Annotated in this window: 24 protein-coding genes; 16 read left to right on the top strand and 8 right to left on the bottom strand. The window is 52.7% G+C overall.

Annotation, left to right across the window (positions count from 1 at the left end; all coding sequences use genetic code 11):
• Positions 1 to 138 precede the first annotated feature (138 nt).
• The gene (locus tag ACI2I2_RS18055) at positions 139 to 1,416 is read right to left on the bottom strand and encodes an MFS transporter (RefSeq protein WP_404659206.1); all 1,278 of its coding nucleotides are present in this window, start codon (positions 1,414 to 1,416) and stop codon (positions 139 to 141) included.
• A gap of 323 nt (positions 1,417 to 1,739) precedes the next feature.
• Here ACI2I2_RS18055 and ACI2I2_RS18060 point away from each other — a divergent pair, with 323 nt between their 5' ends.
• Together ACI2I2_RS18060 and ACI2I2_RS18065 are read left to right on the top strand one after the other, a co-directional pair.
• Complete coding sequence (locus ACI2I2_RS18060) at positions 1,740 to 2,828, top strand: potassium channel family protein (RefSeq protein ID WP_404659135.1); 1,089 nt, start codon at positions 1,740 to 1,742, stop codon at positions 2,826 to 2,828.
• An 84-nt stretch (positions 2,829 to 2,912) separates the two neighbouring features.
• Complete coding sequence (locus ACI2I2_RS18065) at positions 2,913 to 4,535, top strand: isovaleryl-CoA dehydrogenase (RefSeq protein WP_404659136.1); 1,623 nt, start codon at positions 2,913 to 2,915, stop codon at positions 4,533 to 4,535.
• Between the two features lie 36 nt (positions 4,536 to 4,571).
• Here ACI2I2_RS18065 and ACI2I2_RS18070 read toward each other — a convergent pair whose 3' ends face one another.
• Both ACI2I2_RS18070 and bsmA read right to left on the bottom strand, forming a co-directional pair.
• A complete protein-coding gene (locus tag ACI2I2_RS18070) occupies positions 4,572 to 4,847 on the bottom strand; it encodes a DUF1471 domain-containing protein (RefSeq protein ID WP_404659207.1) in 276 nt (91 codons plus the stop codon).
• Between the two features lie 250 nt (positions 4,848 to 5,097).
• Positions 5,098 to 5,409 carry a biofilm peroxide resistance protein BsmA gene (gene bsmA / locus ACI2I2_RS18075; RefSeq protein WP_404659137.1) on the bottom strand — a complete coding sequence of 104 codons (312 nt, stop codon included), beginning with the start codon at positions 5,407 to 5,409 and terminating at the stop codon, positions 5,098 to 5,100.
• 208 nt (positions 5,410 to 5,617) lie between these two features.
• Between bsmA and yjfP the strand changes: the two genes are divergently transcribed.
• Complete coding sequence (gene yjfP, locus ACI2I2_RS18080; RefSeq protein ID WP_404659138.1) at positions 5,618 to 6,331, top strand: esterase; 714 nt, start codon at positions 5,618 to 5,620, stop codon at positions 6,329 to 6,331.
• Here yjfP and ulaR read toward each other — a convergent pair.
• Both ulaR and ulaG read right to left on the bottom strand, forming a co-directional pair.
• Positions 6,328 to 7,083, bottom strand: a complete 756-nt coding sequence (gene ulaR, locus ACI2I2_RS18085) for an HTH-type transcriptional regulator UlaR (protein ID WP_404659139.1) — start codon at positions 7,081 to 7,083, stop codon at positions 6,328 to 6,330. The two genes, yjfP and ulaR, sit on opposite strands and share 4 nt — an antisense overlap.
• A 127-nt stretch (positions 7,084 to 7,210) precedes the next feature.
• On the bottom strand, positions 7,211 to 8,275 hold the full coding sequence (gene ulaG / locus ACI2I2_RS18090) for an L-ascorbate 6-phosphate lactonase (RefSeq protein ID WP_404659140.1): 1,065 nt from the start codon (positions 8,273 to 8,275) through the stop codon (positions 7,211 to 7,213).
• 356 nt (positions 8,276 to 8,631) lie between these two features.
• On the opposite strand from ulaG, the gene ulaA reads away from it, so the two are divergent.
• The 6 genes from ulaA to ACI2I2_RS18120 are packed head-to-tail and all read left to right on the top strand — an operon-like array spanning position 8,632 to position 13,044.
• Entirely contained in the window at positions 8,632 to 10,032 is a 1,401-nt protein-coding gene (gene ulaA / locus ACI2I2_RS18095) for a PTS ascorbate transporter subunit IIC (RefSeq protein WP_404659141.1), read from the top strand.
• Positions 10,033 to 10,044: 12 nt separating this feature from the next.
• Complete coding sequence (gene ulaB, locus ACI2I2_RS18100) at positions 10,045 to 10,350, top strand: PTS ascorbate transporter subunit IIB (protein ID WP_404659142.1); 306 nt, start codon at positions 10,045 to 10,047, stop codon at positions 10,348 to 10,350.
• Between the two features lie 9 nt (positions 10,351 to 10,359).
• Positions 10,360 to 10,827 carry a PTS ascorbate transporter subunit IIA gene (ulaC, locus tag ACI2I2_RS18105; RefSeq protein ID WP_404659143.1) on the top strand — a complete coding sequence of 156 codons (468 nt, stop codon included), beginning with the start codon at positions 10,360 to 10,362 and terminating at the stop codon, positions 10,825 to 10,827.
• A gap of 12 nt (positions 10,828 to 10,839) precedes the next feature.
• A complete protein-coding gene (locus ACI2I2_RS18110; protein ID WP_404659144.1) occupies positions 10,840 to 11,493 on the top strand; it encodes a 3-keto-L-gulonate-6-phosphate decarboxylase UlaD in 654 nt (217 codons plus the stop codon).
• A 9-nt stretch (positions 11,494 to 11,502) separates the two neighbouring features.
• On the top strand, positions 11,503 to 12,357 hold the full coding sequence (locus tag ACI2I2_RS18115; RefSeq protein WP_404659208.1) for an L-ribulose-5-phosphate 3-epimerase: 855 nt from the start codon (positions 11,503 to 11,505) through the stop codon (positions 12,355 to 12,357).
• A complete protein-coding gene (locus ACI2I2_RS18120; protein ID WP_404659145.1) occupies positions 12,358 to 13,044 on the top strand; it encodes an L-ribulose-5-phosphate 4-epimerase in 687 nt (228 codons plus the stop codon). It begins immediately after the preceding gene.
• A gap of 67 nt (positions 13,045 to 13,111) precedes the next feature.
• On the opposite strand, the gene yjfY is transcribed toward ACI2I2_RS18120, so the two are convergent.
• Positions 13,112 to 13,363 carry a DUF1471 family protein YjfY gene (yjfY, locus tag ACI2I2_RS18125; RefSeq protein ID WP_404659209.1) on the bottom strand — a complete coding sequence of 84 codons (252 nt, stop codon included), beginning with the start codon at positions 13,361 to 13,363 and terminating at the stop codon, positions 13,112 to 13,114.
• Positions 13,364 to 13,725: 362 nt separating this feature from the next.
• Between yjfY and rpsF the strand changes: the two genes are divergently transcribed.
• The 5 genes from rpsF to ACI2I2_RS18150 all read left to right on the top strand — a co-directional run bounded on the left by rpsF (position 13,726) and on the right by ACI2I2_RS18150 (position 16,240).
• The gene (gene rpsF, locus ACI2I2_RS18130) at positions 13,726 to 14,121 is read left to right on the top strand and encodes a 30S ribosomal protein S6 (protein WP_404659146.1); all 396 of its coding nucleotides are present in this window, start codon (positions 13,726 to 13,728) and stop codon (positions 14,119 to 14,121) included.
• Between the two features lie 6 nt (positions 14,122 to 14,127).
• On the top strand, positions 14,128 to 14,442 hold the full coding sequence (gene priB / locus ACI2I2_RS18135) for a primosomal replication protein N (protein WP_404659147.1): 315 nt from the start codon (positions 14,128 to 14,130) through the stop codon (positions 14,440 to 14,442).
• 4 nt (positions 14,443 to 14,446) lie between these two features.
• A complete protein-coding gene (gene rpsR, locus ACI2I2_RS18140) occupies positions 14,447 to 14,674 on the top strand; it encodes a 30S ribosomal protein S18 (protein WP_000135199.1) in 228 nt (75 codons plus the stop codon).
• 41 nt (positions 14,675 to 14,715) lie between these two features.
• Positions 14,716 to 15,165 carry a 50S ribosomal protein L9 gene (gene rplI, locus ACI2I2_RS18145; protein ID WP_103177988.1) on the top strand — a complete coding sequence of 150 codons (450 nt, stop codon included), beginning with the start codon at positions 14,716 to 14,718 and terminating at the stop codon, positions 15,163 to 15,165.
• A gap of 145 nt (positions 15,166 to 15,310) precedes the next feature.
• On the top strand, positions 15,311 to 16,240 hold the full coding sequence (locus tag ACI2I2_RS18150; protein ID WP_404659148.1) for a DMT family transporter: 930 nt from the start codon (positions 15,311 to 15,313) through the stop codon (positions 16,238 to 16,240).
• A 38-nt stretch (positions 16,241 to 16,278) separates the two neighbouring features.
• Here ACI2I2_RS18150 and ACI2I2_RS18155 read toward each other — a convergent pair whose 3' ends face one another.
• Positions 16,279 to 16,953 carry a LysM-like peptidoglycan-binding domain-containing protein gene (locus tag ACI2I2_RS18155; protein ID WP_404659149.1) on the bottom strand — a complete coding sequence of 225 codons (675 nt, stop codon included), beginning with the start codon at positions 16,951 to 16,953 and terminating at the stop codon, positions 16,279 to 16,281.
• A 131-nt stretch (positions 16,954 to 17,084) separates the two neighbouring features.
• Here ACI2I2_RS18155 and fklB point away from each other — a divergent pair, with 131 nt between their 5' ends.
• Complete coding sequence (fklB, locus tag ACI2I2_RS18160; protein WP_404659150.1) at positions 17,085 to 17,705, top strand: FKBP-type peptidyl-prolyl cis-trans isomerase; 621 nt, start codon at positions 17,085 to 17,087, stop codon at positions 17,703 to 17,705.
• Positions 17,706 to 18,012: 307 nt separating this feature from the next.
• Positions 18,013 to 19,416 (top strand): D-serine/D-alanine/glycine transporter, encoded by a 1,404-nt coding sequence (gene cycA, locus ACI2I2_RS18165; RefSeq protein WP_404659151.1) that lies wholly within the window; start codon positions 18,013 to 18,015, stop codon positions 19,414 to 19,416.
• 113 nt (positions 19,417 to 19,529) lie between these two features.
• Here cycA and ytfE read toward each other — a convergent pair whose 3' ends face one another.
• Positions 19,530 to 20,192 carry an iron-sulfur cluster repair protein YtfE gene (gene ytfE, locus ACI2I2_RS18170; RefSeq protein ID WP_404659152.1) on the bottom strand — a complete coding sequence of 221 codons (663 nt, stop codon included), beginning with the start codon at positions 20,190 to 20,192 and terminating at the stop codon, positions 19,530 to 19,532.
• Between the last annotated feature and the right edge of the window lie 70 nt (positions 20,193 to 20,262).

Consider the following 20,262-nt stretch of genomic DNA (forward strand, 5'->3'; position numbering starts at 1 on the left):
GAATGAATATAGTTAATGCACTGAAATTATTAGGGAAAGAGTACAGTAATATGGTCACAGGCGAATGACCATATTACTGGGGATCCCTCAGCCCTGTGGGAGAGGGTCGGGGAGAGGGCACCAGACAGCACAGAACTTTTATTCATCCAGCGACCGTAAATGGTCATCCTTTCTCAGCGTCATCAACGCAAAAATACTCACCACGGCGGTTGCCATCACGTAGTACGCAGGAATATCAAGATTCCCTGTCTCTTTGATTAAACCAGTAATGATGAGCCCTGCACACCCGGAGAAAATGGCGTTCGACAGCGAATAGGCCAGCCCTAGTCCGGTATAACGCACTCGGGTTGGGAACATTTCGGACAGCATTGCTGGGCCGGGGCCTGCCAGCATACCCACTAATCCGCCTGCAACTAACACCACAACGGCTTTGACCAGCAACGTGCTGGATTCCGCCTGAAGAATTTTCAGCAATGGCAGGGCCAGAACCAGAAGTAACACCGCGGCCAGCACCATGACTTTTCGACGGCCTATTTTGTCACTGAGTATTCCCGAAGGAATGATGGTCATGGCGAAACCAATGTTAGAAATAACGGCGATCAGCAGCGCCTGGTTAAACCCGGTATGCAGGGCAGACTGCAGGTAGGAAGGCATGATAACCAAATAAGTATAACCGGCGGCTGACCAGACCATCAGGCGGCCAATACCGGTCGCAATGGCTTTAAAGGTGCTGCTGACGCTGGCTTTCACCACCGTAGCCTCTTCTTGTTGCTGACGGACAAAACTGGGGGTTTCCTCCATGTGCATTCGCAGCCAAAGCGCAATGACGCCCATCGGCAAGGCAAGGAAGAAAGGAATTCGCCAGCCCCAGTCGTGCAGTTCTTCAGGGGTAAGCACAAAGGACAGCAATGCGACAATACCGGCACCCGCCAGCAGGCCAAGCGCGACGGTGAAAGATTGCCAGGCACCGTACAACCCACGTTTACCTCGCGGCGCAAATTCCGTCATCAGCGACACGGCACCCCCATACTCACCGCCAGCAAACAAGCCTTGAAGAATGCGCAGGCAGGTCAGGATCAGCGGTGCCGCGATGCCAAGCGTGGCGTAAACCGGCACAAGGCCAATCGCCGTGGTGGCGAGCGTCATCATCACCAGTACCAAAATCAGCGTCGGCTTGCGGCCGATTTTGTCACCGATTCGACCGAAAACAATGGCGCCCAGAGGGCGGAAGAAAAAGGCTACCGCGAAAGAAGCGTAGGTCAGAATCAATCCAGTGAGCGGTGCTTCACCGGCCAGCTGGAAGAAGTTTTTGGCGATCACCGTTGCCAAAAAACCATACACCGCAAACTCGTACCATTCGATAAAGTTACCAATAGATCCAGCGATAAGAGCCCGCTTGTGTGCTTGTGCTGCCATTGATCCTGATTGCATAGAAAATTCCGCCCTGACCATCGCATTAACATGTGAATAAATTATTCCATACATAAATCACAAGAAAATTTAAAATTCTTATGGCTGTGATGAAGTTCACGAAGGAAGTAAGGTGGATACTCGCTTTATTCGAAAAGCAAATCCGGACACGCTGTATTTCATTGCTGCGCCGTAACGGGTAAACTGCGAGCTGTATGCATATAACGCAATGATTTTATTAAATATATAATTTTGATTTTTAAAATGGCGCGTCTGACACTCTTCCCTGTTTCTGTCCTTGCTCTGTGCATCAATGCGGCGAACGCCTGATGCAAAGCTCTCCCGTATCTGAATTTTGCCTGCGTAACCTGGCGCGATTGACCTGGCCAGGTTTACTGACCCTTTTTCTCTGTCACTACTGCATTTGCTATCTGGTGCTGCGTGGGCTCCATGAATATCAACTGACTACCCCGTTGAGCACCTTTATTTACTATTGCTCGGTGGTGGGATCTTCATTGGGATTTGGTGATATCAGCCCAAACAGTGAAGCAGGGCGGCTGTTTACAGGGTTATGGCAGATTCCCGTGGGCGTTGTGCTTTTTGGCACGCTGCTAGGGAAAGTGGTGAATTCAGTGCGAGGCGCTTTTACAAAAGGACGCAAAGGAATGGGGAATTTCAGCCACCTAAGAAATCATCTACTGCTGATAGGCTGGCGCAGCCAACAGACTGAGAAAATGCTCTCTTTGCTGCTGTTTGATAAGAAGCGTACGTTCGGACGGGTTTTGCTTTGCGCACAGAATGAGTTGCTTCACCATCCTGCGCCAGAGACTCAAGGGGTAGATTTTATCCGGGTCAGTAACTTTACTGCGCCTGAAGAGCAGCAGCGAATCGCGCTTAAACACTGTAACCGAATCATTGTTTTCGCGCCGGCAGATGAGCAGACATTCACTATCGCGTTGTCTCTTGCTGAGAATGTGCCTGAAAGCTGCCATATGGTGGTTTATCTTGAGGATGAGCGTTATGCCACGTTGCTCAGCCAGTATTGTCCCGAGATAGAGGTCGTCAGAAATCTCTGCGCTGAACAGCTGACGCATTCTGCGATGGAGCCAGGCTCTTCCCATTCCATCACTTCAATGCTCAATCCGATGATTGGTGACACCGGCTGTGTGGTTTATACGCCGATGGGCATTAAGCCTGTGCAATACGGTGCGATGATGCACTATCTGAAACTTCATCACAATGCGACGCTGCTGGGTGTCAGCCGCTCGCGGAATGGCCGAAATCTTGAATTGAATCCGGATATTAACACCGAGGTTGTGGGAGGAATGTGGCTGCATATGATCAGTAACGGGCCGCTTCAGACCGGGGCTATCGACTGGGCGCAAGCGTCTGCTATCCCTCCTTTCAATCTGCGCTAAGGTCACGTTTTCTGCCTTTTCCTGCGCGTGAACAAAAGTGGCTGACCATACTTACGGCTAACGCTGATAAAGGAGGGATGCACCTTGGAATGGCAAACACATACCGTTTTCAACCAGCCTCAGCCCCTGAACAACAGCAACTTGTTTCTGTCAGACTCGGCATTGCGTGAAGCCGTTGCCCGGGAGGGCGCTGGCTGGGACAGCGATTTACTGGCGAGCATTGGTCAGCAGTTGGGTACGGCAGAATCTCTCGAACTGGGAAGGCTTGCGAATGTGAATCCGCCGGAGCTACTGCGCTATGACGCTTCAGGCGAGCGCCTTGATGACGTGCGCTTTCATCCCGCCTGGCATTTACTGATGCAAGGGCTGTGCGCCAATCGTGTACACAATCTGGCATGGGAAGAAGACGCTCGTGAGGGCGCATTTGTCGCTCGCGCTGCGCGTTTTGTACTGCACGCTCAGGTTGAAGCGGGCACGCTCTGCCCGATAACCATGACCTTTGCCGCCACGCCGTTACTCCAGCAATTACTCCCCAAACCCTTTGCCAACTGGCTGACGCCGTTGATGAGCGATCGCTATGATGCCCATTTGCTGCCAGGCAGCCAAAAACGTGGTCTGTTAATTGGGATGGGGATGACCGAGAAACAGGGCGGGTCTGATGTACTCAGCAACACCACGCGCGCAGAGAAGATTGACGGTTCGATGTATCGTCTGGTCGGGCACAAATGGTTTTTCTCGGTGCCGCAAAGTGACGCACACCTGGTGCTGGCGCAGGCCAAAGGCGGGCTTTCCTGTTTCTTGTTACCGCATTTTCTGCCTGATGGGCAACGTAATGCCGTGCGTCTGGAACGGTTAAAGGACAAACTCGGCAACCGCTCTAATGCTAGCAGCGAAACCGAGTTCACCGATGCGACAGGCTGGCTGCTGGGTGAAGAAGGGGAGGGCATCCGCCTCATCTTAAAAATGGGTGGGCTAACTCGTTTTGACTGCGCTTTGGGCAGTCACGGGCTCATGCGCAGGGCGCTTTCCGTTGCGCTGTATCATGCCCATCAACGGCAAGTGTTCGGCAAGACCCTGATCAATCAGCCTTTAATGCGCCAGGTTCTCAGCCGTATGGCTTTACAGCTCGAAGGACAAACAGCCTTTCTGTTCCGACTGGCGCGTGCGCTGGGCAATCGGGTTTCCCCTGAAGAAATGATCCTGGCCAGATTGTTGACTCCCGTCGCCAAATTCGCGGTCTGCAAAGCAGGTATCCCCTTCGTGGCTGAAGCCATGGAGGTGCTGGGGGGAATAGGGTACTGCGAGGATAACGAACTGCCGCGCCTCTACCGTGAAATGCCGGTGAACAGTATCTGGGAAGGCTCAGGCAATATTATGTGCCTCGATGTGCTGCGCGTGCTGACAAAACAGCCGGGGGCATTGGAGGTGTTAAGCACAGAATGTAATGAGGTCAAAGGGCAGGACAGGCATTTCGATCGAGCCTGGCGTCAGCTTCAGCAGCGATTACGTAAACCGGATGAGGCGCAAGGGCGTGAAATTGCTCAACAGCTCTATTTGCTGGGAAGCGGTGCGCAAATGCTGAAGTTTGCCTCGCCGCCACTGGCTCAGGCGTGGTGTCGAATGATGCTGGATACGCGTGGGGGGGTTTTGCTCAATGAACAAACTCAGGATGACTTGCTGCTGCGTGCGACAGGCGGTGTCGGATAATGTGCTGGGGCAGGCTGCTAGGGCCTGCCCGTGCTCTCAGGCATACAGAATCGCCTGCACCCGCCAGTTGTCAGGATGCTGCTCTTCATACATCTGAATAATGCGATACCACGAAGCCCCCTGCTCATCCGCCTTGAGCGCAATAACATGTTCGACATCCTGAAGGCTGCCTTCAATGTTATTGACGGAAATCAGGCCGATTTCATTCAATCCGGTCACGCAATCGGCGCTGGCGAACTCCGCGGACTGGGCCGTGGTTCTTGAAAGTCCAGGTAAGAAAGCAAAGGCATGTTTCATCGTCGTCAGCTCCATTTCACGTAACCCGAGGGGAATCCGGGCATTCCATCGCAGACGCATATCCAATTATCCCCGTCATACTTCAAGCTGCAGGTGCGTTGGCTGCACTCCCTCACCCCAGTCACTTACTAAAGTAAGCTCCTGGGGATTCACTCCCTTGCCGTCTTCCTGCAACTCGAATTATTTAGGGGATATCATCACGTCATTGTGCACAGAGAAACGTGAATGGCTGAAAAGCAATGTAAAACAGGCTAAAGAATGATCGCTACGGTTTGCGATACAAAATTGCCTGTGAATACCATTGCCCCGGCACGACGGTGTCATCAATCATGACGACGACGTAGTAGTCTGCTTTGGCGGCTGTCACTTTTTCCTTGAGAGCGGCCTCAACATCCATCGGTGAGCCGTACACCAGCGCGCTAGCGGTGCCTATTTTTTGCAGGCCTTCCGTTTGATTCCGCTTAATTTCTTGCGGATGACTGGTCAGTGGTGGCGGTGCTTCAGGTGTACCTTGAAGCACCGTGCAACCACTCAGTAAAACCGCCAGCAGTATTGGCGCAAAACGTCGCATAGCCATATCCCGTTTCCTGATAACCATTAGTGTAGTGATTAATTGATTTGCCTTTGGGGGGAATGTTCCCGAACTGTTAGCTCCCGCGCTATTTTCGAATGAAAATAGCGTAAAAGCGTAATCCACCTCTCAACATTAGCAGGCCTGAGGGGCGCGATAAACTTGCACCTGCCACAGCCGCGTGTCATACCAGCATAAAAGAAGGAGACGGCGAATGATTGAACTTGAAATGCGCAACCTGGCGGGCAGCGAAGTTTTGCACGCCTACCCAAAGGCGGCGGCAACCTCCGCTTTACCTTGCATAGTTTTTTACCATGGTTTTACTTCGTCAAAAGTCGTCTACAGCTACTTTGCTGTCGCGTTGGCGCAGGCCGGGTTTAGGGTGATTATGCCTGATGCGCTCGATCATGGCTCACGGTATGAAGGTGATGCAGCGCAAAGGCTGCAGCGCTTTTGGCCTATTCTGCTTAACAGTATTGAGGCGTTTCCCGCATTGCGAGAGGCCATTATTTCGCAGGGTTGGCTAGCGGATGAGCGGTTAGCTGTGGCGGGTGCCTCAATGGGCGGGATGACCGCTTTGGGTATTGCAACGCATCATCCGGAAGTGAAGTGTGTTGCGAGCCTGATGGGATCAGGTTATTTCTCTTCACTTTCCCAGACGCTGTTCCCTTCACCGAATTTCCCGCAGACGCTACATCAGTGGGACGTTGGCCAGCATCTGGAAACCCTGGCTACGCGCCCTCTGTTTTTGTGGCATGGTGAAGAGGATGACGTAGTGCCTGCCATTGAGTCGTTCCGCTTGCAGCAGGCGCTGAAGCAACAGGGGCTGGATAAAAATCTCACCAGCCAATGGCAAGCGGGCGTTAAGCACCGCATTACTCCGGAGGCGTTGGAAGCTGCGGTAAGTTTCTTTCAGCAACACCTTTAAACGCGAAGGATTTTTACACCCTGAGCTTCGAGCTGTTTAAGAATTTCAGGGTTAGCATCTTTGCCGGTGATCAGCATATCGATTTCATCGGCACGGCTGAATAACATGCCTGCGCGTTCACCCACTTTACTGCTATCAACCAGCACCACCAGTTTCCCCACGCCGTTCAGCATTTTCTGTTCGGCCATGGCGGTCAGCATATCGGTTTTGTAGAGCCCATCAGCGGTAAGCCCCTTCCCGCTGGTGAACATCCAGTGGCCGGCATACAGCGTATTTTCGCTGCCCTGAGGGCTCAGGGTGATGGACTGGCTACGGTTATATTGCCCCCCCATGATGATCACGCTGTCATGCTCTTGATCGATAAGGTAATTCGCTAATGGTAGATAGTTGGTGATTATCTGCACTGGCTTGCCGCACATCTCGCGACCCAGCAAGAACGCAGTTGAACCGCAGTTAATCACCACGCTTTCGCCAGGGCTGACTAACTGGGATGCTGCACGGGCGATCCTGACTTTTTCGTCATGGTTCATCGCCTCATGAAGATTCATCGGTGTCCAGCGAGGGCGTTGCTGGCTGATAGCCTCAGCGCCATTGCGCACTTTCTTAAGCTTGCCGCTTTCGTCCAGCTTATTGATATCTCTGCGAGCGGTGGCCGGGGAGATGCCCAATTTTTCAATCACCTGTTCCACGGTGACAAAGCCTGACTGCGCCAGGTGGTCAAGCAGGATTTGGTGTCGTTGTGCTTCCGTCATGAGCTATTCCGGTCATTCGTGATTTTTACTGATGATATTTGAAATAGCCTGTAATTACTAAATCAAAAAAGTCTCCTGAACGGACGCTGCAACATCCCCCCGGATCGGTGCAGCGTCTGCGTGATGCTTACAGGAAGGATTTAAACGGCAGGTCAGGCTCAGTCGTAAAGCAATCTTCAAAACCACGAGGGTAATGATATTCAAAATTGTCTTTATCGAGCGGCCAGGTGAATTTGCCGCCAACCTGCCAGATGAACGGCTTGAAGCCATATTTCAGGCGATCTTTTTTCATCTCCCACAGCATGCGGATCTCTTGAGGATCGGCCTGGAAATTCGACCAGATATCGTGATGGAAGGGGATAACGACCTGAGTCTTGAGCGCTTCTGCCATGCGCAGAATGTCCGCGCTGGTCATTTTGTCGGTAATCCCGCGTGGGTTTTCACCGTACGAGCCCAGTGCGACGTCGATATGATGTTCATTGCCGTGTTTAGCGTAGTAGTTGGAATAGTGTGAGTCACCGCTGTGATACAGCGAGCCACCCGGCGTTTTGAACAGATAGTTGACGGCGCGTTCGTCCATTCCGACCGGAAGAATACCTTCTGCTTTCTGATCGGCTGGCAGCGTAATCAATGCGGTGCGATCAAATGCATCAAGTGCATGAATTTCCACATCCTTCACTCTCACCACATCACCCGGTTTGACCACAATGCAGCGTTCTTTTGGCACGCCCCAACCGATCCATAAATCGACACAGGTTTGCGGCCCGATAAACGGCACATCACTGGCGCAATTCTGCAGTACAGCGGCGGCCACGTTGACATCAATGTGATCGTTATGATCGTGGGTGGAGAGCACCGCATCAATCTCACGAATGGCAAAAGGGTCCAGCACAAACGGCGTGGTGCGCAGATTAGGCTGCAGTTTTTTCACTCCAGCCATTCGCTGCATCTGATGCCCTTGCTTCATCAAAGGGTTGCCGTGACTTTGCTTACCCGTTCCGCACCAGAAATCGACGCACAGGTTGGCATTCCCTTCTGATTTTAACCAGATACCGGTGCAGCCTAACCACCACATGGCGAAGGTCCCTGGTGCTACTTTTTCTGCGGCGATCTCTTCGTTTAGCCAGCTTCCCCACTCTGGAAATGTGCTCAGGATCCAGGACTCACGGCTGATTGTGTCAATTTTACTCATTGCATGACTCTCCGTTTTCAAAATAAATCACCAAATGATTGCTTTTGATTAACGTTGACACCCTTTGAACATAAAATCAAGAGTTGGTTTTGGCTCTTATGAGAGGCCGTTACGCTTTTCGTTCAACGACCACTCCAGCGCGTTTTAGTTAAAATAAACAACAGTATCAATTGTTTGATTGATTTTTCGTGTTGGGTAAGCCGCTCAGCTGCAAAACCCTTGTCGTATTGTGGAAATAAATTGCGCAGTCAATCACATTTAATCAAATGTGCTCTTGTGGTGATTAATTTTGATTATTAAGGTGGGCGCACTGCTCGGCGACGTTTGTCCTCGCCGTCTACAACATGGAGATCGTTATGGAGTTCCTCTACACCGTCTTTACCGTGTTCTTCAATCAGGTGATGACCAATGCTCCGTTGCTATTGGGCATCGTCACCTGTCTGGGCTACATCCTGTTACGGAAAAGCGTCAGCGTGATCGTTAAAGGGACCATCAAAACGATCATCGGTTTTATGCTGTTGCAGGCAGGGTCGGGCATTTTGACCAGTACCTTCAAACCGGTCGTGGCCAAAATGTCCGAGGTTTATGGCATTAATGGCGCTATCTCAGATACTTATGCCTCGATGATGGCCACTGTTGAAAGAATGGGAGAGGCCTACAGTTGGGTGGGGTATGCCGTCTTACTGGCGCTGGCCTTAAACATTTTGTATGTCGTATTCCGCCGCCTGACGGGCATTCGAACCATCATGCTGACGGGGCATATCATGTTCCAGCAAGCAGGATTGATTGCCGTCTTCTTCTACATTTTCGGCTACCCGATGTGGACGACGATCCTTTGCACAGCCGTGCTGGTGTCGCTCTATTGGGGCATCACTTCCAACATGATGTACAAGCCGACGCAAGAAGTGACTGAGAACAGTGGTTTCTCCATCGGGCATCAACAACAGTTCGCCTCATGGATTGCCTACAAGATCGCCCCGTACCTCGGTAAGAAAGAAGAGAGTGTTGAAGATCTTAAGCTCCCAGGCTGGCTGAATATTTTCCATGACAACATCGTCTCCACGGCGATTGTCATGACCGTATTCTTTGGGGCCATCTTGCTCTCTTTCGGTGTGGATACCGTGCAGGCCATGGCAGGCAAAGTGCACTGGACCATCTACATCCTGCAGACCGGTTTCCAGTTCGCAGTGGCGATTTTCATCATCGTTCAGGGTGTGCGCATGTTTGTGGCGGAGCTCTCTGAAGCATTTAACGGCATCTCCCAACGGCTTATTCCTGGTGCAGTCCTGGCGATTGACTGTGCGGCTATCTACAGCTTTGCGCCGAACGCAGTCGTATGGGGCTTTATGTGGGGCACCATCGGGCAGCTTATTGCCGTCGGCATTTTGATTGCGATGGGCTCTTCCATTCTGATCATTCCTGGCTTTATCCCCATGTTCTTCTCTAACGCCACCATCGGCGTCTTTGCTAACCACTTTGGTGGCTGGCGCGCGGCACTCAAAATTTGCCTGGTGATGGGAATGATAGAAATTTTTGGCTGCGTCTGGGCGGTGAAACTCACCGGCATGAGCGCCTGGATGGGGATGGCTGACTGGTCCATTTTGGCGCCACCGATGATGCAAGGCTTTGCTTCACTCGGCCTGATCTTTATGACCGTCATTATCCTGATTTCACTGGTTTATATGGTCTTCGCGGGCCGCACATTGCGCGCCGAAGAAGATGCGGAAAAACAACTGGCAGACAACCCTGCTCAATAAGGAGTTCCGATTATGACCGTACGTATTTTGGCTGTTTGTGGCTGTGGGCAAGGCAGTTCCATGATCATGAAAATGAAAGTCGACCAGTTCCTTACCCAGCAAAACGTGGTGCACACCGTCAACAGTTGCGCGGTGGGGGAGTACAAGAGCGAGCTCAGCGGGGCAGACATCATTATCGCGTCGACACATGTCGCCAGTGAAATCGAGGTCTCCGGGAATAAGTATGTGGTGGGCGTGCGCAACATGCTGTCGGCGGCGGATTTTGGCCCAAAACTGATGGAAGTGATCAACGCGCACTTCCCGGCAGATGTGAAGTAGGGGCCCGCCATGAAGCTACGTGATTCATTAGCGCAAAACCACTCGGTCAAACTGCAGGCAGAAGCCAGCACCTGGCAGGAGGCGGTGAAAGTCGGTGTTGATCTGCTGGTGGCAGCAGACGTGGTTGAGCCGCGCTATTACCAGGCCATCCTGGATGGCGTTGCCGCATTTGGGCCTTACTTTGTGATAGCGCCAGGCCTTGCAATGCCGCATGGCCGCCCGGAAGAGGGCGTTAAACAGACGGGTTTCGCGCTAGTCACCCTGAAAACCCCGTTGGTCTTTAACCATGAGGATAACGATCCTGTCGATATCCTCATCACCCTGGCGGCCGTGGATGCCAACACCCATCAGGAAGTCGGCATCATGCAGATAGTGAATCTGTTTGAAGATGAAGCCAATTTTGACCGATTACGTGCCTGCCGCACTGAGCAGGATGTGCTTGATTTGATTGATTCCGCCACCGTGGCGGCCGCTTAAGAGGAAATGGACATGTCTCAGTTACCGATGCTCCAGGTTGCACTGGATAACCAAACGCTGTCTCACGCTTATGAAACGACACGCCTGATTGCTGAAGAAGTCGACATTATTGAAGTGGGCACCATCCTTTGTGTGGGTGAAGGCGTTCGTGCGGTTCGTGACCTGAAAGCGCTGTACCCACTTAAAATTGTGCTGGCCGATGCCAAAATCGCCGATGCAGGCAAAATCCTCTCGCGTATGTGCTTTGAGGCGAATGCCGATTGGGTCACCGTGATTTGCTGTGCCGATATCAACACCGCTAAAGGGGCGCTGGAAGTCGCAAAAGAATTTAACGGTGATGTGCAAATTGAGCTGACTGGCTTCTGGACCTGGGAACAGGCGCAGGAGTGGCGTGATGCCGGGATTCAGCAGGTGGTTTATCACCGCAGCCGGGATGCGCAGGCGGCAGGCGTTGCCTGGGGCGATGCGGATATCAGTGCGGTGAAGCGTCTGGCAAGTATGGGCTTCAAAGTAACCGTGACAGGCGGGTTAGCACTGGAAGATTTACCCCTGTTCCAGGGTATTCCTATTCATGTCTTTATCGCAGGGCGAAGCATTCGTGACGCTGCCTCTCCCGTTGAAGCGGCGCGCCAGTTCAAACGCTCCATCGCCCAGCTGTGGGGGTGAAATGCGATGATGCTGTCGAATCCCGTGCCACTTGGCATCTATGAAAAAGCGCTCCCTGCCGGGGAGTGCTGGCTGGAAAGGCTCACTCTGGCGAAAACGCTAGGTTTTGATTTCGTTGAAATGTCTGTGGATGAAACCGATCTGCGGCTCTCCCGGCTTGACTGGAGCCGTGAACAGCGGCTGGCACTGGTGAAGGCAACCGCCGAAACCGGTGTTCGCGTGCCATCGATGTGCCTTAGTGCTCACCGTCGTTTCCCGTTAGGCAGTGAAGATGATTCCGTGCGTGAGCAGGGGCTGGACATTATGCGTAAAGCCATCCTTTTTGCTCAGGATGTCGGCATTCGGGTTATCCAGCTGGCGGGCTACGACGTCTATTATCAGCAGGCCAATGATGAAACTCGCCGCCGTTTTCGTGAAGGGCTGAAAGCCAGCGTCGAGATGGCAAGCCGGGCTCAGGTTACGCTGGCGATGGAAATCATGGACTCTCCGCTCATGAACTCCATCAGCAAAGCGCTGGGTTATGCGCACTATCTTAACAACCCGTGGTTTCAGCTTTACCCCGACATCGGCAACCTTTCTGCCTGGGATAACGACGTGCAAATGGAGCTTCAGGCGGGGATTGGGCATATCGTGGCGGTGCATGTGAAAGACACCCGTCCAGGTGAGTTTAAAAACGTGCCGTTCGGTGCGGGCGTGGTGGATTTTGAGCAGTGCTTCGCCACCCTGAAACAGCATGGCTATTGCGGCCCGTGGCTGATTGAAATGTGGAGCGAAACGGCAGAAGACCCGCTTGCTGAAGTCGCCAAAGCGAGAGAGTGGGTGCTGGCGAAAATGGCACTAGCCGGACTGCGGGAGGTGGCATAAATGCAGCAGCTAAAAGAGCAAGTTCTCGAAGCGAATCTTGCGCTTCCTCGCTTTGGGCTGGTGACGTTTACATGGGGTAACGTAAGCGCTATAGACCGCGAACGAGGTTGGGTAGCCATTAAACCGAGTGGTGTATCCTATGAGGGCATGCGCGCGGAAGATATCGTGGTGATCGACCTGCAAGTTAACGTCGTTGAAGGGAAATGGCGGCCGTCTTCAGATACGGCGACGCATTTGGCACTTTACCGGCGCTATCCTTCTCTTGGCGGAATTGTTCATACCCATTCAACCCACGCGACGGCATGGGCTCAGGCGGGGCTTGCCATTCCCGCATTAGGAACAACGCATGCAGATTATTTCTATGGCGATATTCCCTGCACACGTCCGCTAAATGAAGCCGAAGTGCAGAACGACTACGAGTTGAATACTGGCAACGTCATTATCGAAACGCTGGGCGAATGCGAGCCACTACATATGCCGGGTATGGTGGTGTATCAGCACGGTCCTTTTTCATGGGGAAAAGATGCTCATGATGCTGTGCACAACGCGGTTGTGCTGGAAGAAGTCGCCAAAATGGCGTGGATAGCGCGTGGGATTAACCCGCAGTTGAAACCTATCGACCGCTATCTGATGAACCAACACTATTTGCGTAAGCATGGCCCTGACGCCTGGTACGGGCAGAAATAAAAAAAGCCCCCGGAGTCCGGGGGCAGGGTTCAACTATGGCAAAGTGCGTTTTGGTGTTGTCCTGGTGCTAGCGGTAAACGTCAGCGCTGGCATGAATCAAGCCATTGCTGCCGGGTTCATGAAGAAGAATTGGGTGATAGTATTTGGCGCCGCGCGCGTCACTCTCCTCACTCAAGGCTTGATCTGCTTCGCTTTCAGTGGCGATGTTATGATTGATGTAGATAACGCCTAAGCTCTGCACATCGTCCATATTTCTGGCCTGTCGGCCGTCTATCTTGATGGCTGCCATCGCGTTTGCACTGAGCAAAACCGCAGCCATTACGGCGATTGCGATGTTTTTCATGATAGTCACTCCCTACAGCCTGCTGTGTTTAGGTGGGGCTCCTTCTGCGTCCAGATGGGGTCTGATTTAAGTGTAATCGCTCCTGATCGATTCTTAAGCGACCATTTCTGATGCAGTTGTTCAAAAAAATGGCGCATTCCGTGTTGATTAATTTTAAGCCACTGAGTCAACGCAGCTTTGCGCTTAGTGCGAATTATTTGCGCAATCACCTTGAGTTTCCTGGGTAGCGCAAGTATGATTACGCGTCAATTTTTCAGCCGCCCTTTAACACGTTCCTTGCCTCCATGGGCCGCGGCTGACCCAGACAGGAGGCTGAATAATCCGTAAGGAGCAATTCGATGCGTCATTACGAAATCGTTTTTATGGTCCATCCTGACCAGAGCGAACAGGTTCCGGGTATGATCGAGCGTTACTCTGCTGCCATCACTGGTGCAGAAGGCAAGATCCACCGTCTGGAAGACTGGGGCCGCCGTCAGCTGGCTTATCCGATCAACAAACTGCACAAAGCTCACTACGTTCTGCTGAACGTTGAAGCACCGCAGGAAGTTATCGATGAGCTGGAAACTACTTTCCGCTTCAACGATGCCGTTATCCGCAGCATGGTTATGCGTACTAAAACCGCTGTCACTGAAGCATCTCCGATGGTTAAAGCGAAAGACGAGCGCCGTGAGCGTCGCGATGATTTCGCAAATGAAACCGCAGATGATGCTGAAGCTGGGGATTCTGAAGAGTAATCGCTGATGGCCAACCGTCTGGTGTTGTCAGGCACAGTGTGCAGGGCGCCCCTTCGAAAGGTCAGTCCATCAGGAATTCCTCACTGCCAGTTCGTGCTTGAGCACCGTTCGATGCAGGAGGAAGCCGGTTTTCACCGGCAGGCATGGTGTCAAATGCCCGTGATTATTAGCGGACAAGCGAACCAGGCCATTACTCACAGTATAACGGTCGGCACGCAAATCACTGTTCATGGCTTCGTAAGCTGCCACAAGGCGCGAAACGGGCTAAGTAAAATGGTTCTGCATGCCGAGCAGATTGAATTGATAGATTCTGGAGACTAGCCAAATGGCACGTTATTTCCGTCGTCGCAAGTTCTGCCGTTTCACCGCGGAAGGCGTTCAAGAGATCGACTATAAAGATATCGCAACGCTGAAAAACTACATCACCGAAAGCGGTAAGATTGTCCCAAGCCGTATCACCGGTACTCGTGCAAAATACCAGCGTCAGCTGGCTCGCGCTATCAAACGCGCTCGCTACCTGTCTCTGCTGCCGTACACTGATCGTCATCAGTAATCGGGCACGGTCCATTAATACGACTTTAAGAGGATAAGGTAATGCAAGTTATTCTGCTTGATAAAGTAGCAAACCTGGGCAGCCTGGGTGATCAGGTTAACGTTAAAGCGGGCTACGCTCGTAACTTCCTGGTTCCACAGGGTAAAGCTGTTCCTGCTACTAAGAAAAACGTAGAGTTTTTCGAAGCACGTCGTGCTGAACTGGAAGCCAAACTGGCTGACGTTCTGGCGGCTGCTAACGCTCGCGCTGAGAAAATCAACGCACTGGGCACCGTTACCATCGCGTCTAAATCTGGCGACGAAGGTAAACTGTTCGGTTCCATCGGTACTCGCGACATCGCTGATGCAGTTACCGCTGCTGGTGTTGACGTTGCTAAGAGCGAAGTTCGCCTGCCGAACGGCGTTCTGCGTACCACTGGTGAGCACGAAGTGGACTTCCAGGTTCACAGCGAAGTGTTCGCTAAACTGGTAGTAAACGTTGTTGCTGAGTAATTCATTACTCTGAAATAACGACGAAGCGCCGGCCTTGTGCCGGCGTTTTGCTTTTCTGCCTCCCAACTTTTCACTTGTATGGTAGCTATTGCCTCGCCCTTTACGGATAATGAATTGAAACGCTATTTTGATTCAGGTGTCAGTAATGGAAATGGTTACACCCGCCCCGCTTTTTACCCGTAAGAATGTTGTCTACCTCGGCGCTACGCTTTGCTGTCTGCTGTGGGGGAGCTCCTATCCCGCCATTAAAAACGGCTATGAAATTTTCCAGATTGCGACGGACGATATTCCGTCGAAAATAATCTTTGCGGGTTATCGCTTCCTGTTCGCCGGGCTGCTTCTGTTGTTATTTGCCATGGCGCAGCGCAAACCGATCGCCCGGCTTAGTGGCCGTCAATTTGGCCAACTGACGCTGCTTGGCCTCACGCAAACGTCTCTCCAGTACGCCATTTTTTATATTGGCCTGGCTTTCACTACGGGCGTGAAAGGGTCAATCATGAATGCCACGGGCACGTTCTTCAGCGTCCTTTTGGCACACTTCATTTATCAGAATGACAAACTGAGCTACAACAAAACGCTCGGCTGTATCCTCGGTTTTGCTGGCGTCATGCTGGTGAACTTCAGCCATTCGCTGGTGGACTTCAGTTTTGTCTGGCAAGGCGACGGGTTTGTGGTGCTGGCGGCCTTCATCCTTTCCGCAGCAACACTCTATGGCAAACGTATTTCGCAGACAGTTGACCCCACGGTGATGACTGGCTGGCAGCTAGGCATTGGCGGTGCTGTGCTGGTGGCGGGGGGCTATCTGAGCGGTGGATCGTTGACGTTTCACGGCGTTGAATCGGTCGCGGTGCTGGGCTACCTGACGCTGCTTTCCTCGGTGGCCTTTGCGCTTTGGAGCACTTTGTTGAAGTACAACCGCGTCAGCATGATTGCGCCTTTCAACTTCGTTATCCCGGTGGCGGGAACGGTGCTTTCAGGCATTTTCCTTGGGGAAAATATTCTGGAGTGGAAATATGCGGTGGCGCTGGTGTTGGTGTGCTCGGGGATTTGGTGGGTAAACAAACGCACTGAGTAACGGATGGCCCGGCCGCGCGAGAGCTGCCGGGCGAAAACTTAGCGGACGCGGATGTAGCTTCCGTCTGCCTGACGGGTGAACAGAGCCTGTTGGCCATTGCCGCTATCGACGGTTAAGCCTGTCACCACGCCGTTGGCGTTCTGTCGCACCTGAACCATTTGCCCGGCTTGCAGCGAGCTCAGAGGCTTGCCGGCACCTTCCACTTTTGACATCGCATAAACATCGGTGGCGGGCAGGTTATGATCGCGGAACAACTGTGCCAGCGTTTTGCCCGGCTCAACGCGATAAGAACGCCATTGCTGCTCAATACCCGGTAAGGATTGCGATGTTTCTGAGGTGGATTGTGGTTGAGTCTGAACCTGAGCCTGAACTTGAGGCTGGTCGTCCGGTTGCTCTTCCTGCACGACTTCCGGTGCAACAGGTGCGGCCTGGCCCGGATCGTTGACCGGCGGAGAAGAAACAATCGGCGGCAGCGGCTGCTGAAGATTGCCCTGTTGCGGCTGAGATTGCGATTGCAAATCGAGCTGCGCATCACGGCTTACAGGTTGCGTAACGTTATCATTCGTGGGAAGCAGAAAGCCGATAATGACCAGGACAAACCCCGCGATGATACCGCGACGGTGCAGCGGAGGCAGCGGGTCCATCAGTCGAATGTTATCCGGAGCATGCCAGATTTTTTGTAATGTCGGTTTTAATGCGAATCGCCCGGGCATGGGTTACCTCCTGCTCCGCGTTTCCCTGTTTGCCCCTCAGTATATACATTATTTTGCCGAGACAAAGTTTTACCCAATGCGGCCTGGCTGATATGCTGCCCGCTGATTTTCATCCGATGAAAGGAAAGACCATGGCAACCCCGACTTTTGACACCATTGAAGCCCAGGCGAGTTACGGCATTGGCCTGCAGGTAGGACAACAGCTCAGCGAATCTGGCCTGCAGGGCCTGCTGCCAGAAGCGCTGGTCGCGGGCATTGCGGACGCGCTGGAAGGCAAGCAGCCGCAGGTACCGGTAGATGTGGTGCACCGTGCTCTGCGTGAGATCCACGAGCGTGCTGATGCGGTACGTCGTGAGCGTTTTGAAGCCATGGCGGCGGAAGGCGTGAAATATCTGGAAGAAAACCGTGAGAAAGAAGGCGTGAGCAGCACCGAATCCGGCCTGCAATTCCGTGTTCTGACTCAGGGCGAAGGCGCTATCCCGGCTCGTACTGACCGCGTACGCGTTCACTACACGGGTAAGCTGATTGACGGCACCGTGTTTGACAGCTCTGTCGCTCGTGGCGAACCTGCTGAATTCCCGGTTAACGGCGTTATCGCTGGCTGGATTGAAGCCCTGACCCTGATGCCGGTTGGCTCTAAATGGGAACTGACCATTCCTCATAACCTCGCTTACGGCGAGCGTGGCGCTGGCGCGTCCATCCCTCCTTTCAGCACCCTGGTCTTCGACGTCGAACTGATCGAAATCCTGTAAGTCCGCTGAATCCTCTCCCGGCAACGGGAGGGGAGCATAAAATCAGCGCTAAATCCTTAAGTTATAAATTTGTTAGCATTTAATCTTGCATTACTGCACGGTGAGTGTATTTTTGTGAGCTGTTTCGCGTTAACAGAGTGATATAACACTCACTTCCAACATCTTATTAACATAATAACCATTTCAGTGTATTCAACCCGCCGATTCTTACCTACTATCGATAAGTCTTAAAAATGAAACCTCAGCAGAGGTATTCAATGGCCAAAGAGCCAGCACAACACAACAGGAACAACAGGAAGAAAATCACATGGTAGATCAGGTAAAAGTCACCGCCTCTGAGGAACCGGAGACGGAACAGTCGCTACGGCGCAATCTCACCAACCGACACATTCAGCTCATTGCCATTGGCGGCGCTATCGGCACCGGCTTGTTTATGGGCTCCGGTAAAACTATCAGCCTCGCCGGGCCGTCGATAATCTTCGTCTATATGATTATCGGCTTCATGCTCTTTTTCGTCATGCGTGCAATGGGGGAGTTGCTGCTGTCGAATCTCGAATATAAATCGTTCAGTGATTTTGCCGCGGACCTGTTGGGCCCGTGGGCAGGCTATTTCACCGGCTGGACCTATTGGTTCTGCTGGGTGGTGACGGGGATGGCGGATGTGGTCGCCATTACGTCGTATGCGCAATTCTGGTTCCCCGGGTTGTCCGATTGGGTGGCATCACTCGCGGTTATCTTGCTGCTGCTGGGCTTAAACCTTGCCACGGTGAAGATGTTCGGCGAGATGGAGTTCTGGTTTGCGATGATCAAAATCGTCGCCATCGTCGGGCTGGTGATTGTCGGTCTGGTGATGGTGATGACGCACTTCACCTCCCCAAGCGGCGTGCAGGCCTCTTTCGACCATTTATGGAATGACGGCGGCTGGTTCCCGAAAGGGCTCAGTGGCTTCTTTGCAGGCTTCCAGATAGCGGTGTTTGCCTTCGTGGGGATTGAACTGGTTGGCACCACGGCGGCGGAAACCAAAGATCCGGAGAAATCCCTGCCACGGGCGATTAACTCCATTCCAATCCGCATCATCATGTTCTACGTGTTCGCGCTGGTGGTGATTATGTCGGTCACACCATGGGGTTCCGTGGTGCCGGATAAGAGCCCGTTTGTTGAACTGTTCGTTCTGGTTGGGCTGCCTGCTGCGGCAAGTATCATCAACTTCGTGGTGCTGACTTCTGCCGCTTCTTCAGCCAACAGCGGTGTGTTCTCAACCAGCCGCATGCTGTTCGGCCTGGCGCAGGATGGCGTGGCCCCGAAAGCGTTCGCAAAACTGTCTAAGCGTGCGGTTCCGGCAAAAGGCCTGACCTTCTCCTGCATCTGCCTGCTGGGCGGCGTGGTGATGCTCTATGTGAATCCAAGCGCCATCGCGGCGTTCACAATGATCACCACCGTGTCGGCGATTCTGTTTATGTTCGTGTGGACCATTATTCTGTGTTCATACCTGGTTTACCGCAAACAGCGCCCGCAGCTGCACGCGGCATCCAAATACAAAATGCCTCTTGGAAAGCTGATGTGCTGGGTGTGCATGGCGTTCTTTGTGTTCGTACTGGTTCTGCTGACGCTGGAAGACGACACCCGTCAGGCGCTGATTGTCACGCCGCTGTGGTTTGTCGTGCTGGGTGCTGGCTGGTTGTATGCGGGTAAGAAACGTCTGCTGAAATAATCGTTTTTACCCTCACCCTAACCCTCTCCCTGAAAGGGAGAGGGGACTGACCGGAGCCGGTTTTGGTTTTCTCCCTCGCCCCTTTGGGGAGAGGGCCGGGGTGAGGGGATAAATTACTCCCCTGCTAAAGCCCGGGGAAACAGCACATTATTCTCAAGACTGATGTGCTCCATCAAATCATCAATCAGCTCGTTAATGCCGTTGTACATCGCTTTCCACGTGGTGCACGCTTCCGGCGGCGGCGTCACGTTATTGGTCACATGCTTGATCACTTCCAGCAGTTCACCCGCCTCATCATGTTCGCTTTCCATCACGCTGATAGGCCCCATCGCCTGGTTGCCCATGCCTTGTTTGATCATCGGGAACAGGATTTGCTCCTCTTTAATCATATGGCTCGAAAGCTCCTGATGCAGCGCTGTCAGATATTTAGCTAAGCCGCGCGGCACGTTAGGTTTATCAGCATGAACGCGTTCGACTTTTGTGGCCTGCAGAATCAGCTCCGGCAACTGCTCACGATGCCTGTCGTGGTAGCGCACCAGAATATACTCGATGATTTCCGCCAGCGGCGTGGTGCGCCACTCTTTCTCCACTGGTGCTTCTGCCAGTGCAGCCAGTTCGGCTTCAATAACTGCCACGTCCAGCTCCTTGCGGGCGGCTGCGCGTTCCAGCGTCTGTTTACCGCCACAGCAATAATCCATATCGTATTGGCGGAACAACGCAGATGCGCGTGGAATGGAGAGTGCCAGTTCACCTAAAGGTTGATCGCGAAAGGCCATAGCCGTTACCTCATGTAGAAAATATAAGATGCATATTAAATGCATCTTTAAGTCAAGGGAATACCCCTTT

It is taken from the genome of Scandinavium sp. NPDC088450 (genome assembly GCF_044900545.1).
Taxonomy (GTDB): Bacteria; Pseudomonadota; Gammaproteobacteria; order Enterobacterales; family Enterobacteriaceae; genus Scandinavium.

Excerpts from the sequence above, each read along its gene's own strand:
- ACI2I2_RS18055 (WP_404659206.1), bottom strand. The coding sequence starts at position 1,416 with ATGGCAGCACAAGCACACAAGCGGGCTCTTATCGCTGGATCTATTGGT.
- ACI2I2_RS18060 (WP_404659135.1), top strand. The coding sequence starts at position 1,740 with ATGCAAAGCTCTCCCGTATCTGAATTTTGCCTGCGTAACCTGGCGCGA.
- ACI2I2_RS18070 (WP_404659207.1), bottom strand. The coding sequence starts at position 4,847 with ATGGAGCTGACGACGATGAAACATGCCTTTGCTTTCTTACCTGGACTT.
- bsmA (WP_404659137.1), bottom strand. The coding sequence starts at position 5,409 with ATGGCTATGCGACGTTTTGCGCCAATACTGCTGGCGGTTTTACTGAGT.
- yjfP (WP_404659138.1), top strand. The coding sequence starts at position 5,618 with ATGATTGAACTTGAAATGCGCAACCTGGCGGGCAGCGAAGTTTTGCAC.
- ulaR (WP_404659139.1), bottom strand. The coding sequence starts at position 7,083 with ATGACGGAAGCACAACGACACCAAATCCTGCTTGACCACCTGGCGCAG.
- ulaG (WP_404659140.1), bottom strand. The coding sequence starts at position 8,275 with ATGAGTAAAATTGACACAATCAGCCGTGAGTCCTGGATCCTGAGCACA.
- ulaA (WP_404659141.1), top strand. The coding sequence starts at position 8,632 with ATGGAGTTCCTCTACACCGTCTTTACCGTGTTCTTCAATCAGGTGATG.
- ulaB (WP_404659142.1), top strand. The coding sequence starts at position 10,045 with ATGACCGTACGTATTTTGGCTGTTTGTGGCTGTGGGCAAGGCAGTTCC.
- ulaC (WP_404659143.1), top strand. The coding sequence starts at position 10,360 with ATGAAGCTACGTGATTCATTAGCGCAAAACCACTCGGTCAAACTGCAG.
- ACI2I2_RS18110 (WP_404659144.1), top strand. The coding sequence starts at position 10,840 with ATGTCTCAGTTACCGATGCTCCAGGTTGCACTGGATAACCAAACGCTG.
- ACI2I2_RS18115 (WP_404659208.1), top strand. The coding sequence starts at position 11,503 with ATGCTGTCGAATCCCGTGCCACTTGGCATCTATGAAAAAGCGCTCCCT.
- ACI2I2_RS18120 (WP_404659145.1), top strand. The coding sequence starts at position 12,358 with ATGCAGCAGCTAAAAGAGCAAGTTCTCGAAGCGAATCTTGCGCTTCCT.
- yjfY (WP_404659209.1), bottom strand. The coding sequence starts at position 13,363 with ATGGCTGCGGTTTTGCTCAGTGCAAACGCGATGGCAGCCATCAAGATA.
- rpsF (WP_404659146.1), top strand. The coding sequence starts at position 13,726 with ATGCGTCATTACGAAATCGTTTTTATGGTCCATCCTGACCAGAGCGAA.
- priB (WP_404659147.1), top strand. The coding sequence starts at position 14,128 with ATGGCCAACCGTCTGGTGTTGTCAGGCACAGTGTGCAGGGCGCCCCTT.
- rpsR (WP_000135199.1), top strand. The coding sequence starts at position 14,447 with ATGGCACGTTATTTCCGTCGTCGCAAGTTCTGCCGTTTCACCGCGGAA.
- rplI (WP_103177988.1), top strand. The coding sequence starts at position 14,716 with ATGCAAGTTATTCTGCTTGATAAAGTAGCAAACCTGGGCAGCCTGGGT.
- ACI2I2_RS18150 (WP_404659148.1), top strand. The coding sequence starts at position 15,311 with ATGGAAATGGTTACACCCGCCCCGCTTTTTACCCGTAAGAATGTTGTC.
- ACI2I2_RS18155 (WP_404659149.1), bottom strand. The coding sequence starts at position 16,953 with ATGCCCGGGCGATTCGCATTAAAACCGACATTACAAAAAATCTGGCAT.
- fklB (WP_404659150.1), top strand. The coding sequence starts at position 17,085 with ATGGCAACCCCGACTTTTGACACCATTGAAGCCCAGGCGAGTTACGGC.
- cycA (WP_404659151.1), top strand. The coding sequence starts at position 18,013 with ATGGTAGATCAGGTAAAAGTCACCGCCTCTGAGGAACCGGAGACGGAA.
- ytfE (WP_404659152.1), bottom strand. The coding sequence starts at position 20,192 with ATGGCCTTTCGCGATCAACCTTTAGGTGAACTGGCACTCTCCATTCCA.